Raw genomic sequence first — 17,336 nt, forward strand, 5'->3', positions numbered from 1 at the left:
TTCCTCCTATGATAGATATCCATACATATCTTTATAAATTTCAGCAATGGACTTAGATTTTTCCATTCTTAGTTCTTCCGCATTGGACTGTAAGATTATTTCACCCTTTGAAATAAAGATAACTTCATCAAATAAGGATTCCATTTCATCAATCAAATGAGTAGTAATGATTAAAAGCTTATCTTCGCTAATATTTGAAAATATAGCCTTCATAATCATATCCCTAGCAAGTAAGTCAACACCTGCTATAGGCTCATCTATGACAAAGATATCTGCATCTCTAGATAAGATAAGAGCCAAGTGAAACTTTTCACTCATACCCTTTGATAGGTCTGAAACCTTACTTTCAACATCTAATTGCATAAGTTTTATTAAATCATCAAATTTTTTAAGGTCAAAATCATCAAAAAACTTTTTATACAAGTCCCTAGCTTCTTTTAATTTATAGTCAGTAGGAATGAATGGCTTGTCAGGCAAATAGGATATCCTAGCCTTTGTTTCACTTCCTACTTCGTGGTCAAATACAGTGATTTTACCCTTACTTGGTTTTAGGTAGCCTTGGATTAATTTTAAGAAGGTTGTTTTACCTGAACCATTTGGTCCCAAAATTCCAACTACCTTACCACCAGATATCTGTGTATTGATATTATTCAAAGCTCTTACTTTTCCATAAGACTTGCTTACATTTTCAAATTTAATCATAAGCTCTCCTTGATTCTATTTATAATTTCTTCTTTTTCATATTTCATATTGACTAATTTATCGACTAAGTCATTTATTTCCTTGTCTAAATAATCATATTTTAACTTATTTATTGTTTTTGGATCTTCATTTACAAAATATCCAATTCCTCTTTTGGAATAGATATATCCTTCTTGCTCAAGCTCAGCATAAGCCTTTTGTCCTGTATTTGGGTTTACCATCATATCTTTGGCATAGTCCCTGATAGAAGGTAGCCTATCTCCAGGCAGGTAGCTTTCATTGATAATTCCCGCTTTTATATCATCCATGAGCTGGATATAGATAGGTTTATCATTTTCAAAATCCATAAGCCCTCCTTTGTATTAGCGTTCTACTTATATAATACACCAGTATAGTGAATTGTCAAGTATTTTTTAAAAAAATAAAAGATAGTATGAATGCATGAGCATCTCATACTATCTTTTTTCACTCATCAAGCAAAAACATCCCTAATAATTTCATTCAAATTATTAAATTGTTTTACCTTTAAATTTTTTATTTTACTTAAATCAATATTAGTCTTGGCTATATAAGCCTCTTCAAATCCCAACCTGTCTAATTCTAAAAGCCTTTTTTCTAAGTCAGGCACTCTCTTCGCTTCACCGGTCAAACCTATTTCCGCTATAAAAACAGTGGAATTTCCTATAGGTTTTTTCTTTATAGATGAAACTATAGACATGATGATGGCTAGGTTTACAGATTGCTCTGATAATTTCAAACCACCAGTAGTTTTTAATATTACATTTTTATCATAAAGGCTAAAGTCTGCCCTTTGTTCTAGGATGGATATTAGCGTATTTAGCTGGTCCTTTCTCAAGGAATCTCCTATCCTTATTGGATATGGGGTGAATGATTGGGATACCAAGGATTCAACTTCTACTGATAAAATCCTACTTCCCTCCTTTATAACTGCAATGGCAGCACCTTCTATAGGTTTCTCTCTTGCTGTTATAAAGTATTCTGAAGGGTTTTTAACTTCTTTTAATCCCTCTTCTTCCATATCAAAAAGACCAATTTCTCCGGTATAACCAAACCTATTTTTTGTAGTCCTTAAAACTCTCAACTGAGAATCGCTTTCTGACTCTAAGATTAAAACTGTATCAACTAAATGTTCTAGAGTCATGAGGCCTGCCATTTCACCTGATTTGGTCATATGACCAACCATGATAGCTGCCCTAGGTTTTTTAGCTGACTTACATTTGTCTACCAAGGCATTGGCACATTCTATAGTTTGGGTTGGTGTACCTGGTCTTTGGGCATATTCATCAAGGGCCAAGGTTTGGATAGAGTCCAAAAATATTATATCTGGATCTATATTGTCAATTTCCAGCAAAGCTGCATCCATAGAATTTGTGGATATAATAAAGATATCTTCAGGTATTTCCTTCATAATCCTCAAAGCCCTAGCTTTTATCTGGGATGCTGACTCTTCTCCAGAAATATAAAGAATAATCTTTCCAGATTTTGCTATCTTGTTGGCAAGTTCAAGTAGCAGGGTTGATTTACCTGCACCCGGCTTGGCAGTAAGAATGGAAACCGAGTCTCTAACCAATCCTCCACCTATGGTCCTATCAAATTCTTCTACACCTGTTTTTATTCTTTCGGAATAATCCACAGGCACCTTATTTAATCTTTCAGATTTTCTTCTTTCTTTTTTTACTTGGGCTTTATTTTTGCTGTTTTTTTCTACAACTTCTTCTACAAGACTGTTCCATGCACCACAGCTCGGACACTTACCTGCCCAGGCTATTGTAGATTCACCACATTCGGTACATGTGTAAATAGTTTTTGTTTTCGCCATATTAGACCAACTCTAGTTCATTGATAGCTATCTTGTCTGCCCTAGAAATAATTGAAATCATCTTATCTTTGGATAAGGCATTTTCTAACATTTTTTCAGCAATCAAGTCTTCAATTTCAGTCTTTATAGCCCTATCGAGTGGTCTTGCTCCGTAGTTTTCATCAAATCCTACTTCGGTTATTTTTTCTGCAACCTTTTCGGTATACTTGGCGGCATATCCCATTTCTTCAAGCCTATCAATTAGTTTATCAAGTTTCAATTCTACTATCTTCTTGATATCTTCTTTATTTAATCTGTTAAATACGATTATATCGTCAATCCTATTTAAAAATTCTGGCTTAAAGAGGTTTTTCAATTCCTTATTTACTATTTCTTTAGTTTTTTCATAGTCTCTTTTTTCTGATTCTTCAGCTGATTCAAAACCTATTGTGTTTTTCTTAGACAACTTGCTTGCACCAGCATTTGAAGTCAAGATTACTATGGTATTGGTAAAGTCGACTTCACGGCCTTGGGCATCTGTCAACCTACCCTCATCCAAGATTTGAAGGAGGATATTGAAAACATCTGGGTGGGCCTTTTCAATCTCGTCAAATAGGATTACTGAATAAGGGTTAGACCTTACTTTTTCAGTTAATTGACCACCTTCATCATAGCCTACATATCCTGGAGGTGACCCTATAAGCTTGGCAACTGAATGTTTTTCCATGTATTCTGACATGTCAATTCTGATTAGTGAATCTTCATCTTCAAAAATTTCTCCAGCTATTTTCTTTGCCAAGTAGGTTTTACCTACTCCTGTTGGACCTACAAAAATGAAGGTACCAATAGGGCTATTTGGATCTTTTAAGCCAACTCTAGCTCTTTTTATTGCCTTGGATACTGTGTTTACAGCATCATCTTGACCAATTACTAGACCCTTAAGATTTTTATCTAAGTCCCTATATCTTTCATTTTCTTCCTGGCTTAGTTTTGTCACAGGTACCTTAGACCATTTAGAAATAATTTCTCTTACCTTGTCTAAAGTAATTGTTTCTAGGTAATCAATTTTACCCTCTGCTTCAGAAGCTTCCTTGGCTTCATTGTATTCAAAGATTTTTCTTTCAATTTCTTGTAACCTATCTCTTATATAGGCTGCCTTTTCGTAGTTTTGTGTATTAATAGCTTCTTCTTTTTCTGCATTTAAACTATCAGCTTCCTCATGCAATTTCACCAATTCTTCAGGTAATTCAAAGGAATCAACCTTCAAATTTGAAGAAGCCTCATCTATAACGTCAATAGCCTTGTCAGGTAAAAACCTGTCAACTATATATCTATCTGCTAGTTTTACAGCCTCTTCTATAACTTGGTCTGATATTTTTATCCTGTGGAATTTTTCATAAAATGGTCTAATACCTTTGATAATATTTATGGTTTCCTCAACACTTGGCTCTTCAACCATTATAGGTTGCAATCTTCTTTCTAGGGCATTTTCTTTTTCAATTATTTGCCTATATTCAGAAATAGTTGTTGCGCCAATTATTTTTATATCACCCTTGGTAAGGTATGGTTTCATGATATTTGAAGCGTCTAATGAGCCTTCTGAAGATCCTGCGCCTACAATGGTGTGGATTTCATCTATAAATAAGATAACATCATCCATTTCAGCAACTTCTTTTAGGGTGTCAGAAATTCTCTTTTCAAAGTCACCCCTATATTTGGTTCCTGCAACCATAGATGCCATATCTAGGGATATAATTTTCTTATCCTTTATAATATCTGGTACATCACCTTCAACTATCTTTTTAGCAAGACCCTCAACTATAGCCGTTTTACCAACACCGGCCTCACCAATTAAGATTGGATTGTTTTTTGTACGTCTAGTTAAAACTTGAATGATCCTTGAAATTTCTTCTTCCCTACCTATTACACCATCAATTTTTTCAATAGCTTCCCCAGTAAGGTCAATACCAAACTTGCTTAAGTTTGAATCTGCATTGTCTCCAAGTCCACTGCCCCTATTTTGAACATAGTAGTTTAATATCATAAATACTTGTTGGGGGTCTACATTGGTATCAACTAAAATATCTTTTGCGTTAGATTCTGAAGTAAGTAAGTTTAATAAAAGAAGCTCTTCAAAAGTCATGCTGTTATAGTTTTTTCTTTTTAATAAAACAACATCATCAAGTATTGACTTTAGAAGCTGTGAAGTGCCTTCTATAGTCGAAGATTTGTCTTGGTCTGGAGACATTTCAATAAATTCTTTTATAAGCTCATAATCAGCTCCTGCTGTGGCTAGGGCTTTTGATTCCAAGCCACCTGTTTTAAGCAGGGCCAAGAGAGCATGCTCTGTATTTACTGTTTTGGCACTTAAGTCTCTAGCCTCATCAGTAATTTTTGTCATCAATTTTCTCATATTCATGAACTTTCACCTTCTTTTTCTAATTTACGTATAACCATTATTTTCTTATTCATAGCACGAAGCTCATCTCTAGCCCCTGCTGCTTTCATGTATTCTTCCTCTTGAATATGCTTGAACAATTCATTTCTCTTTCTATCAATTGATTTTTGAATCATTTTGACTTGTCTTTCCAAGCTACTATCATTTGAAGAATGATATTCCCTATCTATATCCTTGGTCTTTCCAAAAGTTTCAAAAGGGTTATATTTTGCATTATCTTTTTTAGCAAAGTCTGACCTTCTATTTTCTGCCATCTTATTAAAGATATCTTCTATATTGACATCTGAAAAATCAAAATTTTGCTTGGTAAAATCCATTTGATTTGATTTGAATTTATCCATATCTATTTCGCTCATGTCCACATCTTCTAAAAATGTAGATAGGAAGGTATTAAATTCTTCCTTGTTGTTTTGCATAAAATCAAACATTTGCTTTTGAATTTTTTCTGGATCTAGGTTACCATCTTCATCTTGGATATTTTCCATCATGGCTTCGGTTTGTTCCCTGTAGCAATCCATGCAGATGCTTAATTTTTTCATTTCTCCATTAATCATCATATAGACTTCCATATCAGCATCTTGTCCACAATTAAAACATTGCATAATTACCTCCTATCTTAGAAGAGCTAGCAAGATATTTTTGAAAATATCTGCCCTCAACTTATTTCTATCTTTCATATCTACATGAGCTAGGGCATTGTCATCTAAGCTATGGATAATGATAAAGGCTTCACTCTCACTTAACACTTCATCATCCACCAAAGACCTAACTACATGTTTTACCTTATCTAGGGTAATGGTATCTTTTATAACTCCATTAAGAATATTATTAATTAATTCATTTTCACTTAATTCTAACTTTATTATCTTTATATACCCACCACCGCCTCTTCTACTCTCTACATAATATCCTTTATAAGGAGTGAATCTAGTTGTTAAAACATAATTTATTTGTGATGGGGCACAATTAAACTTTTGGGCTAGCTCATTTCTACCTATCTCTATAAATTCTATATCTTCACTTGCTAGCATCTCCAAAAGAAATTGCTCAATACGTGTTGTTAGTCCCACTTCTTCCTCTTTCTATTTTACCTTCTTTGACTTTCTAAATAAAAAATAAGGTAGACCTAGTCTACTAAGTAAATTTTACCATCTTTTACCTTTCTTGTAAAGTGGATAAATTCTTTATCTGCTCGTCCGGTACCTTTACCCTGAAAAATTTTTATTAAACAAAAAGAAAAGTTCTTGCTAAAAATTTCGCAAGAACTTTTTACTTTTCATGATTGATTGCAAGTTGGGTCTAAATAAGTTTTAAAATTGAAAAGTGATTTTTATACTTACATTTTTCGGATTTTTGTAAGTAGAGATTTCAAAATGTGATTTTAAAACTTATTTTAATCTGCTCAAATAAGTGTTAAAGTCGAAAAATGATTTTTATACTTACAATTTTTAGATTTTTGTAAGTATAGAATGCAAAATTCGATTTTAAAACTTATTCTCAAAATTAGTCGATCTTCACTTATTCCATACTATAAACAATGCAAAAACATAATTGTCTGAAAATATAAAAAACACCGTATTTCTACGATGTTTTCAACTTCAATATTTGTCTTTTAGTTATAGACAAACTAGTATTAATTTTAATAGCCATGGTCAACATGTTGCCATTGTTCGCCATTTGTTCTAACTAGAATCCACATCCAATTATCATATGTAGAATTTGGATTTAGAGAACCATTTCCTCCAGATGAATCAACATCGAATGAAGATAGTAAAACAATGACTTCATCTGCCTTGTTCCTATCTGCCCAATCTTGATGGTCTTTAGATTTGTCGTCCCCTGCATAATAAATCTCTGTAAGAGTACATCCTTTCCAACTCTTAAACTCTTTTTTTATGGTATCAATAGCAGCTGCAATATCCTCTTCAGAATATATTTCAGATTCTACTTTATGTGTTTTTACTGAATCAACTCTTCCACCACAAGCACTCAAACTAAATACAAGTATAATACTTAACATCAGACATACAATCTTTTTCATAGTCCTCACCATCTACTTTTATTCTAATTTGTAGGAATAAATCTACTAATCTTATCAGCAAAACTGTGTAGTGTTCTAGTTTGTATATATACTTTCCCCCTACCTGTAAACTCATTAACAAGTCCTTCACCTGTTTTAAAACCAAATGTTCCTGATGCGATTCTAATATCATAATTTAATGATGCATCCCATGCAACCACATGTTCATTATCAATTATTACAGGCTTGTCTGGAGTCACTTCAAGTTCTATTATATCGCCAAAGGCTGATACTAGCACATCCCCTGTTCCTTGTGTTTCCATTACAAAGAAACCACCAGTACCACCAAAAAACGCCGCTGATACTTTTTGTTTTCTCATTACATAGTTAACACTTAAATCGCAAGCTAAAAAGGCATCAGTATTTAACCTATATTGATTAGCTCCTTCTACTTGTATAGCAACTACCCTACCAGGAGTGCTTGGAGCAATACCAAGAACCGCTTCATTAGATTTTCCTGTAGCTTCTGTGATAAACATTGACTCACCACTTGTCAAACTCCTGCCTATAGCACTTAATAATCCTCCGCCTGCACCCGAGTTCATCTTTCCTTTTATATCTACATCTTGCATGTAAGCCATAGATCCTCTTTCAATTTTGATGGTCTCATTACTTGCAAGAGCAATTTCTACTAGTGGGAAATCACTGTCTCCCTTTATTCTATATTTCATGCCTTTATCCTTATCTATTTATAAATTTGTTTTCCTACAATATATCCGATACAGTTACAAATTCATAACCTTGGGATTTCAAGTATTCAATCACGCTTGGCACAGCATCTACAGTTGTTTCGTGGATGTCATGCATCAAGATAATAGCTCCTGGATGAACTTGTTGTTTTACATAGCTCATTATTGAAGGAGTATTTCTATGCTTCCAGTCTAATGTGTCTACTGACCAATTCACCATTGTTTGCCCATTGTTTTTTATAGCCTTCTTTACATTATCATTAAAACTTCCATAAGGAGGTCTTACAAATTTTGGTTTTTGTACACCACTATTGATAATGGCTTGGTCTGTAGATGTAAGTTCCTTCATAACATTATCATATGATAGATTTGCAAGGTTTGGATGACTGTAAGAATGATTTGCTATTTCATGACCCCTATTAGATACTTCTTTAGCTAAGCTAGGATTTGCATTTACATTTTGACCTAACATGAAGAATGTAGCCTTTACATTATAGTCATCTAAAATATTTAGAAGTCTTTTTGTCCTAGTTGGGTGTGGTCCATCATCAAAAGTAAGTGCCACATATTTTTTACTAGGGTCTTTTGCTTCTTTTTCTGTTTCCTTTTCAGTCTCTTTTACGGTTTCTTTTTCAGTTTCCTTAACCGTTTCCTTTACTGTCTCTTTTACGGTTTCCTTTTGTGTTTCTTTTTGAGTTTCCCTTTGTGTTTCTTTTTGACTTTCTGTTCCAGTTTCTGTGTTTACTTTATTTGAACCTGCACATCCTACTAAAAGAACAGAAATAAGTAGTAATAATAAAAATAATCTTTTTTTCATTTTAACCTCCAGAATTAAATTATTCTTTTATAGTCTCGATTATATATCTTTAACTTTTAAAATACAATTACAAAAAAATTACATTATTATTTTCTATTTGTCTACTTTTAATATATAATGGTGGTGTAAGTAGTTAAAACATACAATTTATATAGCTAATGTGATTTAAATCACGTATTTTTTTAGAATAGTATGTTAAAATAAAAACAAAAGAACATAAGGAGGGATACTTTAATGACAATATGGGATAAGTTCTCTGGTAAAAAGTGGAGAGAAGAGATCGACGTAAGAGACTTCATCTTAAACAACTATACAGAATATAGAGGTGATGATGCATTCTTAGCAGGACCTACTCAAGATACTTTGGACCTATGGGAACAAGTAATGGAATTAACAAAGCAAGAAAGAGAAAATGGTGGTGTACTAGATATGGATACATCAATTGTATCAACTATCACATCACACGGAGCTGGTTATCTAAATAAAGATAAAGAAAAAATCGTAGGTTTCCAAACAGACAAACCATTCAAAAGATCATTCCAACCATTTGGTGGTATAAGAGTTGCTGAAGGTGCAGCTGAATCTTATGGATATGAACCAGATGAAGAAGTACATAAAATATTTACAGATTACAGAAAGACACATAACCAAGGTGTATTTGACGTTTATACACCTGAAATGAGATTGATCAGAAAATCAGGAGTTGTTACAGGATTACCTGATGCTTACGGCAGAGGTAGAATCATTGGTGACTACAGAAGAGTTGCCCTATACGGTGTTGACTTACTAATAGAAGACAAGCATAAACAAGTAGCTGACCTACCAAAATTGATGACAGAAGATAACATCAGATTAAGAGAAGAATTAGCTGATCAAATAAGATCCTTACACCAATTAAAAGAATTAGGTGAAATTTACGGTTATGATATATCAAAACCAGCACAAAATGCTAAAGAAGCTATCCAATGGCTATACTTTGGTTACCTAGCAGCTGTTAAAGAACAAAATGGTGCAGCTATGTCACTAGGTAGAACATCTACATTCTTAGATATCTATATTGACCATGACTTAAAAGAAGGACTAATCACAGAAGAAGAAGCTCAAGAAATGATTGACCACTTCATCATGAAATTAAGATTAGTTAAATTTGCTAGAACACCAGAATATAACGAACTATTCTCAGGTGACCCAACATGGGTAACAGAATCTCTAGCAGGTATGGCTTTAGATGGTAGATCATTAGTAACAAAAACATCATTCAGATACCTACACACATTAGTAAACTTAGGTACAGCACCAGAACCAAATATGACTGTTCTATGGTCAAGACAATTACCAGAAGAATTCAAGAAGTTCTGTGCTAAGATTTCAATTGATACATCATCAATCCAATACGAAAATGATGATGTAATGAGACAAACTCACGGTGATGACTACGGTATTGCTTGCTGTGTATCAGCTATGAGAATTGGTAAAGAAATGCAATTCTTTGGAGCTAGAGCAAACTTAGCTAAAGCTTTACTATATGCTATCAACGGTGGTGTAGACGAAAAAATGAAAAAACAAATCGGTCCAAAATTCAGACCTATCACTTCTGAATACTTAGACTATGATGAAGTAATGGATAGATATGAAGATATGACCGAATGGTTAGCTGAAATATATGTAAACACATTAAATATCATTCACTATATGCATGATAAATATGCTTATGAAAATATTCAAATGGCCCTACATGACAGAGATGTTAAGAGATACTTTGCTACAGGTATAGCAGGATTCTCAGTAGTTGCTGACTCACTTTCAGCTATAAAATATGCTAAAGTAAAAACAATTAGAGATGAAGATGGTTTAGTAGTAGACTACGAAGTAGAAGGAGATTATCCAAAATTCGGTAACAACGATGATAGAGTTGATGAAATAGCATCACATATAGTTTCAGACTTTATGAATAAGGTAAGAAGAAACCATACATATAGAAATGGTATACCAACAACATCAATCCTAACAATCACATCAAACGTTGTTTACGGTAAAAAGACTGGTAACACACCTGACGGTAGAAGAGCTGGAGAACCATTCGCACCAGGTGCAAACCCAATGCACGGTAGAGATGAAAATGGAGCATTAGCTTCCCTATCATCAGTTGCAAAGATACCTTACAAGGATGCTCAAGATGGTATTTCAAATACATTCTCAATTATACCTGGAGCCCTAGGTAAAGATAACAAGGTATTTGCTGGTGACCTAGACAATATCGAAATTGAACTAGATGAATCAGACTTAGAAGGAATGGACTTAGATTCATTTGTATTAGAAAGAGCAAGTAACGATTGCGTAGGTAATGCTTGCGAACAACCAACAGAATCAATTGCTGATCCAGACCAATAAAATATAAAATAAAAAAGAAAAATAAAAAAATAAAAAGGAGAGAAAAATGGCAGATGTTAAACAAGTAGAAAACTTAGTATCAATGTTAGACGGTTATGTAGAAAAAGGTGGACACCACTTAAACGTTAACGTATTTAATAGAGACACTTTATTAGATGCACAAAAGCACCCAGAAAAATACCCACAATTAACAGTTAGAGTTTCTGGTTATGCTGTAAACTTTGTTAAATTAACAAAAGAACAACAAGACGACGTAATTTCACGTACCTTCCATAGAGGATTATAATGAGTCTAGATACCGTTGGCCTAGTCCACTCAAGAGAAACCTTTGGAACAGTGGACGGGCCAGGTGTCAGATATGTATTATTCTTACAAGGCTGTCCAATGAGATGCCTATATTGTCATAATCCAGATACTTGGGCTTCATTTGGTGGCACAGAAACCACTGTAAGAGAAGTTCTAGAAGATTATGAAAAATATAGACCTTTTCTAAAGGATGGAGGTATTACCCTATCTGGTGGTGAAGCAACAGTGCAAATGGATTTTGTTTTAGCTTTATTTGAAGCTTGTCAAGAAAGAGGTATACATACATGTCTTGACACCTGCGGGGTTTTATTCAATGAAGATAATCCAAAAACCTTGGCCCAATATGAAAAACTGATGGAAGTTACTGACCTAGTAATGCTTGATATAAAACACATAAACCCAAGACAACACAAGGTCTTAACCGGGCATTCAAACGAAAACATCTTAAAGTTTTTAAAATTTATGGATGACCATGGTATGGAAATTTGGATCAGACATGTTATACTTCCTAGGATTACCTACAATAAAGATTTCTTGTATCAAACAGGGCAACTTTTAGGTAACTATGATCATATAACAGCAATTGACGTCCTACCTTACCATACAATGGGTGTAGATAAGTATAAGGAGTTAGGCTTCAAATATCCTTTAGAAGGTGTTGAAGCTATGACAAATGAGCAAGCTATGATAGCTAAAAATATTATCTTGCTTGGTAGAAAAGATACACGTGAAAAACTTGGTAAAATTTAACCTTTAATGTTAATATATAACTGAGAGGTTATAATGGATAAATATCAAGACAATAAAAAATTTGATTATAAAGATATTCCTCTTTTGTCTCTACTGTCAGAAGAGGAATATTTTTCTATAAAAAATAATATATTTATACAGGAGTATTCAAAGGGTGAAGTTATCTTTAGGACCCATGATCCAGCCAGCAAAATGTTTGTTGTCCTTGCTGGCGAAATTAAGATATCAAAGATAATGTCTGATGGAAAGGAGCAAATCCTTTACATCTATGAACCTGGAAACTTTGTTGGTGCTCACAATATACTATCAGGAGATATGTATGAATACACCGCTTACGCCTTAAAGAAGACCCTTGTGCTAACCATATCTTCTAGCGATGTAGATAAAGTTTTAAAACATAACCAACAATTCTTGTTGATGGTTGCCCAACAATCTTTTGAAAGAATTAGGAAGGCTGAAGAATTGATTGACAGACTTTCCGTCATCTCAACAGATGTAAAGTTAGCCAAGCTACTTAAAAACCTAATGTCTCTTTATGGTAAGGAAAACGAAGATGGTGTAATGATTGAATTTAACATAACCCAAGAGGAATTAGGTTCCTTATCTGGTATATCAAGAGAAACCGTATCAAGAAAGTTAAACCAATTTGAAGAAGAAGGTATAATAAAAATAGTTTCTAGGGGTAAGATACTTATCTTAAATGAAGCTGAATTGGATAATATATTGTTATAAGCAAAATGGAAGGAAATATGAAAAATAATAAAAGAAAGAAATTTTTAATTGCTATATCTATCATTCTAATAATATTTCTCAGCTTGTTTTTCCTATTTAAGAATAGGATATTTCAATCTAGAATTTTTAGAGCTTTAAATGATAGGGCCGACTTTATTCTAAATACAAAAGAAGTAAAAGTACCAGAAGATGCCCTTTCTTTTTCAGTCTATGATATAGATGAAGGAAAATATCTATTTAATGAAGGTGGCAAGCAAGGACCATCTGTAGCAAGTTTAGCTAAACTTTTTGCAATTGATTATGCACTTACTAAAGTAAATCTAGATGATATTATGGAAGTAAATGATGAGACATTAAAACTTGTCCCTGCAGGATCTTCTCTGGCTAACTTAAAAACTGGCCAATATACAGCTAAACAACTGATGCAGGCTATGCTTGTTCCGTCTGGCAATGATGCAGCCTTTGCCCTTGCTTATAATATCGGAAAGAAAGACCTAGGAGATGGTCATACCGCAGAAAAATATGTAGAATATTTTGTAGAAAACCTAGAAAAACATGTAAAAAGTGAAGGCTACAATGATACAGACCTCTTTGATCCTAGTGGTTTTTCTTTCCAATCCTTCACCAGTTTAAAGGATGTAAACAGGGTAAGTCTTAAACTTATTGAATATGATTTTGTTAAAGAATGTATAGGACAAAGTAGCTTTACTATAAAAACTGACCAAGGAGATTTCACTTGGAAAAATACTAATGAGTTATTGGATAAAGATTCATTATATTACAATCAATATATCAAAGGTGTAAAGACAGGAACCATGGCATCGTCATATAATTTAATTGCTTTGTATGAAAAAGATGGTAAGAGATATTTGATAAGCTGTCTTGCAGCTAAATCAAATAAGGATAGATATCAAAATATCCATGCAGCAATTAAAACAATTATAGAGAAAAATTAGTACCTAAAAAGGAGTCAGATTTTCTGACTCCTTAATTATTTTAAATATTCTCTCATTCTGTCTTAGCTTCTTCAATTATCTTGTCAGCTTGGTCTCTAGGAACTTGTTCATATCTTGCAAATTCCATATTAAATGATCCCCTACCTTGAGTCATTGACCTTAGGTCGATTGCATATTCAAATAATTCTGCATAAGGAGCTTCAGCTTCTACAACTTGACCTCCACTTTCAAGAGGGTTCATGCCAAGTATTCTACCACGTTTCTTATTGATATCCCCCATTATGTCACCTAGATAATCATCTGGTATTGTTATTTCAACATGCATCACAGGTTCTAGTAGAACTGGGTTAGCTGCTTCCATACCTTTCCTAAAGGCAGTAGAGGCTGCAAGTTTAAAGGCCATTTCATTTGAGTCTACTGGGTGGTAGGATCCGTCATAAAGAGTTGCCTTGATACCAACAACTGGGTAACCAGCAAGCACACCTTTTTCCATGGATTCTTCAAGTCCTTTTTCAACTGCTGGGAAGTAGTTTTTAGGAACTGCCCCACCAAATACTTCTTCTTCAAATACAAAGCCATCTTCAATTGGTTCAAATCTGATAAATACATCACCGTATTGGCCTGCACCACCTGATTGTTTCTTATGCTTACCTTGTACATCAGAATTTGTGGTGATTGTTTCTCTATATGGGATTCTTAGAGGAATTCTGTCAATTTCTACCCCATATTTATTCTTTAACTTGTCTGTTACAACTTGTAATTGTACATTACCCACACCAGAAAGCAATAATTGTTTGGTTTCATTATTTCTTTCAAAGGTAAATGATGTATCTTCTTCTCTAATCTTTTGTAGAGCATGACCTATCTTGTCTTCATCTTTTTTAGTTTTTGCAACTACGGCATAAGAAAGAGAAGCTTGAGGTTGCTTAATTGTCTTGTATACAATTGGATTATTTTTATCAGCTAATGTATCCCCAGTTTCAGTTTCTTCAAGTTTGGTTATAGCACCTATATCACCTGCAACAACTTCAGAAACTTCTATTTGTTTCTTACCTTGTAGTCTAAATAGTCCAGCAAATTTTTCTTCCTTATCCTTGCTGCTGTTATATAAGGTCATGTCTTTAGTAATCTTACCTGATAAAACTTTGAATAAGGAAATCTTACCAACAAATGGGTCAATATATGTCTTAAATACATAGGCTGAGAATGGCTCATTTTCATCAACCGGTCTATTTTCACCATCTTCATTTCTAAAACCTGCATGGGCCATTGGATGGTTTGGAGCTGGCATATAGTAGGAAATAATATCTAATAATTCATCAACGCCATAACCTTCTATAGCAGAACCAACTAATAGTGGAACTACATCACCTGAAAGCATAGCACTTGTGATACCCTTTGAAAACTCTTCTGTAGTGAAGTTTATTCCTTCAAAGAATTTATTCATCAAATCATCATCAGTCATAGCTACTACTTCAGCTAATTGATTATAAACTTCTTCAACTTCTAATTGTCTGATTTCTGGTACTGGTTTCTTTTCTCTACCAAAACCATTATAAACATAAGCTTCTTTAGTTATAACATCAATCAGACCCTTAAACTCTTTACCTGATCCTGGTGCTGCTCCATCTCCTAAAGTCAAAGCAAGTGGACTTACTTTTTTACCAAATTGTGTATGTAAGTCAGCAACTATTTTATTGAAGTTTACATCTTCCTTATCGATACCATTTACAAATATAATCCTTGGTAATTGGATTTCTTCACAATATTTCCAATATTTTTCAGTACCAACTTCTATACCAGATTGAGCATCTATAACAAATAAAGCTGCTTCAGCTGCCTTTAAAGCAGATTTAACTTGACCTTCCATGTCAAAGTAACCCGGTGTATCTATTATATTAATCTTTTTGTCGTTCCATTCTAAGCTAGCTACTGATAAACTTATTGAGGCCTTTCTAGAGATTTCTTCAGGATCAAAGTCAGATACTGTATTTCCAGCTTCTGTATTTCCTAATTTATTTATTACTCCAGCTTTATAAAGCATTGCTTCCATTAATGATGTTTTGCCACTTCCACTGTGGCCAACCAAAGCTAGGTTTCTAATCCTTTTAGTCTCATAATTTTTCATAAAGTTTCCTCCTCCATATTTGTCTATAAAATAATTATATAATAAATGAAAACGATTGGCAATTATTTAAAAAAGAGAGGGCCCTCTCTTTAAATTACCTTAGCTCCTAAGGCAGTTTTAAAATGTTCAAGAGCCCACTTGTGTCCTACAGGGTTAAATGATTGCACACCATTTTCATGAATATAAACATTAAATCCCTTGTTATAAGCATCTACAGCAGTATGCAAAATACAGATATCTGTGCACACACCTACTAAATGAATTGTATTGATATTTCTTTCCCTTAATTTAATTTCTATATCTGTACCAGCAAAGGCAGAATACCTTGTTTTAAAAGTATAATAAACATTATCCTCGTCTTTTATTTCTTGGTACAGGTCTTCTAAGCCTCCATAAAGCTTTTGCCCTCAACTTCCTTCTATATTGTGTGGTGGGAATAAAGCAGTTTCTGGATGGTACTTATCATTTTCATGGTGGTTGTCAATTGCAAAAACTACGAAATCTCCCCTATCATAAAAATCTTTAGTAACCTTTACTATATAGTCTTCCAAATTTTGAGCAGGTTTGCCTGCTGTCAAAGCTCCATCTTCAGCGACGAAGTCAATTGTATAATCAATATTTAATAATGCTTCCATATATTTACCTCTTTCCTTATATTAAATATAACATAAAGACAAATAAATAACAGCAAATATGGTAAGATAATTATGAAAGGAAGAATAATGAATATCACAAAAATAGAAGCATATGTAAAAAGTAAATTAGAATCTGATAAAACTGGACATGATTACCAACATATAAAAAGAGTGGTAAATAACTGTAAAAAAATATATCAAAACATAGATTTATCCGAAGAAGACAAAAATATAATCATAAGTGCAGCCTTGGTCCATGACCTGATAGACTATAAATTGGTTGATAATATTGAAGAAGAAAAAAATAAATTGATTAAACTCCTTGAAGAATCTGGATATATCAAAAATCAAATAGATGAAATAATCTATATAATAGAAAACATGTCTTTTTCAGCTAATATAGCTGGAAAGAAAGAACTATCTTTATTAGGAAAAATAGTGCAAGATGCAGATAGGCTTGATGCTATTGGAGCCATTGGCATAGCCAGGACCTTCTACTATGGTGGTTCTAAAGGTCATCATATGTACGATGACTTAAATAAAAATCAGGTAAGAGATCTTAATAAGGAAGAATATCTTAAGGGTTCAACAGTTATAGATCATTTCTATGAAAAGCTATTAAAAATAAAAGACCTAATGAATACCAAAGAAGGCTTAAAAATAGCTGAAGAAAGACATAAGTTTATGGAAGAATATTTGGATAATTTTTATAGTGAAGTGGAGTAGGATATTAAAAATATATACTCGTAGTCACACGATAGTCACACGGAAAATTTTAAACATAAAAAGAACAGCTATATTTAGCTGTTCTTTCTTTTTTTGGTTGCGGGAGCAGGAGCGTATCCCGACGTTTTTATATCGTTTCATATCATT

The 17,336-nt window shown here is 33.4% G+C and carries 18 protein-coding genes; 6 read left to right on the forward strand and 12 right to left on the reverse strand.

Annotated features, from left to right (window positions below; all coding sequences use genetic code 11):
* Positions 1-6 precede the first annotated feature (6 nt).
* The 9 genes from Q0U66_RS01120 to Q0U66_RS01160 form a co-directional block, all read right to left on the reverse strand.
* Positions 7-702, reverse strand: a complete 696-nt coding sequence (locus Q0U66_RS01120) for an ABC transporter ATP-binding protein (protein WP_297376598.1) — start codon at positions 700-702, stop codon at positions 7-9.
* Positions 699-1,049, reverse strand: coding sequence for a GntR family transcriptional regulator (locus Q0U66_RS01125; RefSeq protein ID WP_297376600.1), 351 nt, complete (start codon positions 1,047-1,049; stop codon positions 699-701). Before Q0U66_RS01125 ends, Q0U66_RS01120 begins: the two co-directional genes overlap by 4 nt.
* 125 nt (positions 1,050-1,174) lie before the next feature.
* Positions 1,175-2,542, reverse strand: a complete 1,368-nt coding sequence (radA, locus tag Q0U66_RS01130; protein WP_297376602.1) for a DNA repair protein RadA — start codon at positions 2,540-2,542, stop codon at positions 1,175-1,177.
* A gap of 1 nt (position 2,543) precedes the next feature.
* A complete protein-coding gene (locus Q0U66_RS01135; RefSeq protein ID WP_297376604.1) occupies positions 2,544-4,934 on the reverse strand; it encodes an ATP-dependent Clp protease ATP-binding subunit in 2,391 nt (796 codons plus the stop codon).
* A 2-nt stretch (positions 4,935-4,936) separates the two neighbouring features.
* Positions 4,937-5,581, reverse strand: a complete 645-nt coding sequence (locus Q0U66_RS01140) for a hypothetical protein (RefSeq protein WP_297376606.1) — start codon at positions 5,579-5,581, stop codon at positions 4,937-4,939.
* Between the two features lie 9 nt (positions 5,582-5,590).
* The gene (locus Q0U66_RS01145; RefSeq protein ID WP_297376608.1) at positions 5,591-6,049 is read right to left on the reverse strand and encodes a CtsR family transcriptional regulator; all 459 of its coding nucleotides are present in this window, start codon (positions 6,047-6,049) and stop codon (positions 5,591-5,593) included.
* 569 nt (positions 6,050-6,618) lie between these two features.
* On the reverse strand, positions 6,619-7,020 hold the full coding sequence (locus Q0U66_RS01150) for a hypothetical protein (protein ID WP_297376610.1): 402 nt from the start codon (positions 7,018-7,020) through the stop codon (positions 6,619-6,621).
* Positions 7,021-7,043: 23 nt separating this feature from the next.
* On the reverse strand, positions 7,044-7,730 hold the full coding sequence (locus tag Q0U66_RS01155) for a TIGR00266 family protein (protein ID WP_297376612.1): 687 nt from the start codon (positions 7,728-7,730) through the stop codon (positions 7,044-7,046).
* A gap of 34 nt (positions 7,731-7,764) precedes the next feature.
* Positions 7,765-8,565, reverse strand: a complete 801-nt coding sequence (locus Q0U66_RS01160; protein WP_297376614.1) for a polysaccharide deacetylase family protein — start codon at positions 8,563-8,565, stop codon at positions 7,765-7,767.
* A gap of 234 nt (positions 8,566-8,799) precedes the next feature.
* On the opposite strand from Q0U66_RS01160, the gene pflB reads away from it, so the two are divergent.
* The 5 genes from pflB to Q0U66_RS01185 are packed head-to-tail and all read left to right on the forward strand — an operon-like array spanning position 8,800 to position 13,700.
* Complete coding sequence (pflB, locus tag Q0U66_RS01165) at positions 8,800-10,956, forward strand: formate C-acetyltransferase (RefSeq protein WP_297376616.1); 2,157 nt, start codon at positions 8,800-8,802, stop codon at positions 10,954-10,956.
* 46 nt (positions 10,957-11,002) lie between these two features.
* Positions 11,003-11,242: an autonomous glycyl radical cofactor GrcA3 gene (gene grcA3, locus Q0U66_RS01170; protein WP_103981657.1), complete on the forward strand. Its 240-nt coding sequence runs from the start codon at positions 11,003-11,005 to the stop codon at positions 11,240-11,242.
* Positions 11,242-12,012, forward strand: a complete 771-nt coding sequence (gene pflA / locus Q0U66_RS01175) for a pyruvate formate-lyase-activating protein (protein ID WP_103981658.1) — start codon at positions 11,242-11,244, stop codon at positions 12,010-12,012. Before grcA3 ends, pflA begins: the two co-directional genes overlap by 1 nt.
* A gap of 33 nt (positions 12,013-12,045) precedes the next feature.
* Positions 12,046-12,744, forward strand: coding sequence for a Crp/Fnr family transcriptional regulator (locus tag Q0U66_RS01180; protein ID WP_297376620.1), 699 nt, complete (start codon positions 12,046-12,048; stop codon positions 12,742-12,744).
* 17 nt (positions 12,745-12,761) lie between these two features.
* Complete coding sequence (locus Q0U66_RS01185) at positions 12,762-13,700, forward strand: serine hydrolase (RefSeq protein WP_297376622.1); 939 nt, start codon at positions 12,762-12,764, stop codon at positions 13,698-13,700.
* Between the two features lie 52 nt (positions 13,701-13,752).
* On the opposite strand, the gene fusA is transcribed toward Q0U66_RS01185, so the two are convergent.
* From fusA to Q0U66_RS01200, 3 genes are all read right to left on the reverse strand, one after another.
* Complete coding sequence (fusA, locus tag Q0U66_RS01190) at positions 13,753-15,828, reverse strand: elongation factor G (protein ID WP_297376624.1); 2,076 nt, start codon at positions 15,826-15,828, stop codon at positions 13,753-13,755.
* An 89-nt stretch (positions 15,829-15,917) separates the two neighbouring features.
* Complete coding sequence (locus tag Q0U66_RS01195; protein ID WP_297376632.1) at positions 15,918-16,205, reverse strand: isochorismatase family cysteine hydrolase; 288 nt, start codon at positions 16,203-16,205, stop codon at positions 15,918-15,920.
* A 30-nt stretch (positions 16,206-16,235) separates the two neighbouring features.
* Positions 16,236-16,463 carry a hypothetical protein gene (locus Q0U66_RS01200; RefSeq protein ID WP_297376626.1) on the reverse strand — a complete coding sequence of 76 codons (228 nt, stop codon included), beginning with the start codon at positions 16,461-16,463 and terminating at the stop codon, positions 16,236-16,238.
* Positions 16,464-16,550: 87 nt separating this feature from the next.
* On the opposite strand from Q0U66_RS01200, the gene Q0U66_RS01205 reads away from it, so the two are divergent.
* Positions 16,551-17,189: an HD domain-containing protein gene (locus Q0U66_RS01205; RefSeq protein WP_297376628.1), complete on the forward strand. Its 639-nt coding sequence runs from the start codon at positions 16,551-16,553 to the stop codon at positions 17,187-17,189.
* Positions 17,190-17,336 lie beyond the last annotated feature (147 nt).

The sequence above is a fragment of the uncultured Helcococcus sp. genome (assembly GCF_946998255.1).
Taxonomy (GTDB): domain Bacteria; phylum Bacillota; class Clostridia; order Tissierellales; family Peptoniphilaceae; genus Helcococcus.

What these genes read in the sequence shown, in the direction of transcription:
- Q0U66_RS01185 (WP_297376622.1), top strand. Translation starts at nt 12,762, where the DNA reads ATGAAAAATAATAAAAGAAAGAAATTTTTAATTGCTATATCTATCATT.
- Q0U66_RS01200 (WP_297376626.1), bottom strand. Translation starts at nt 16,463, where the DNA reads ATGGAAGCATTATTAAATATTGATTATACAATTGACTTCGTCGCTGAA.
- fusA (WP_297376624.1), bottom strand. Translation starts at nt 15,828, where the DNA reads ATGAAAAATTATGAGACTAAAAGGATTAGAAACCTAGCTTTGGTTGGC.
- Q0U66_RS01160 (WP_297376614.1), bottom strand. Translation starts at nt 8,565, where the DNA reads ATGAAAAAAAGATTATTTTTATTATTACTACTTATTTCTGTTCTTTTA.
- Q0U66_RS01180 (WP_297376620.1), top strand. Translation starts at nt 12,046, where the DNA reads ATGGATAAATATCAAGACAATAAAAAATTTGATTATAAAGATATTCCT.
- Q0U66_RS01155 (WP_297376612.1), bottom strand. Translation starts at nt 7,730, where the DNA reads ATGAAATATAGAATAAAGGGAGACAGTGATTTCCCACTAGTAGAAATT.
- Q0U66_RS01135 (WP_297376604.1), bottom strand. Translation starts at nt 4,934, where the DNA reads ATGAGAAAATTGATGACAAAAATTACTGATGAGGCTAGAGACTTAAGT.
- Q0U66_RS01120 (WP_297376598.1), bottom strand. Translation starts at nt 702, where the DNA reads ATGATTAAATTTGAAAATGTAAGCAAGTCTTATGGAAAAGTAAGAGCT.
- pflA (WP_103981658.1), top strand. Translation starts at nt 11,242, where the DNA reads ATGAGTCTAGATACCGTTGGCCTAGTCCACTCAAGAGAAACCTTTGGA.
- Q0U66_RS01140 (WP_297376606.1), bottom strand. Translation starts at nt 5,581, where the DNA reads ATGCAATGTTTTAATTGTGGACAAGATGCTGATATGGAAGTCTATATG.
- Q0U66_RS01125 (WP_297376600.1), bottom strand. Translation starts at nt 1,049, where the DNA reads ATGGATTTTGAAAATGATAAACCTATCTATATCCAGCTCATGGATGAT.
- Q0U66_RS01205 (WP_297376628.1), top strand. Translation starts at nt 16,551, where the DNA reads ATGAATATCACAAAAATAGAAGCATATGTAAAAAGTAAATTAGAATCT.
- radA (WP_297376602.1), bottom strand. Translation starts at nt 2,542, where the DNA reads ATGGCGAAAACAAAAACTATTTACACATGTACCGAATGTGGTGAATCT.
- grcA3 (WP_103981657.1), top strand. Translation starts at nt 11,003, where the DNA reads ATGGCAGATGTTAAACAAGTAGAAAACTTAGTATCAATGTTAGACGGT.
- Q0U66_RS01150 (WP_297376610.1), bottom strand. Translation starts at nt 7,020, where the DNA reads ATGAAAAAGATTGTATGTCTGATGTTAAGTATTATACTTGTATTTAGT.
- pflB (WP_297376616.1), top strand. Translation starts at nt 8,800, where the DNA reads ATGACAATATGGGATAAGTTCTCTGGTAAAAAGTGGAGAGAAGAGATC.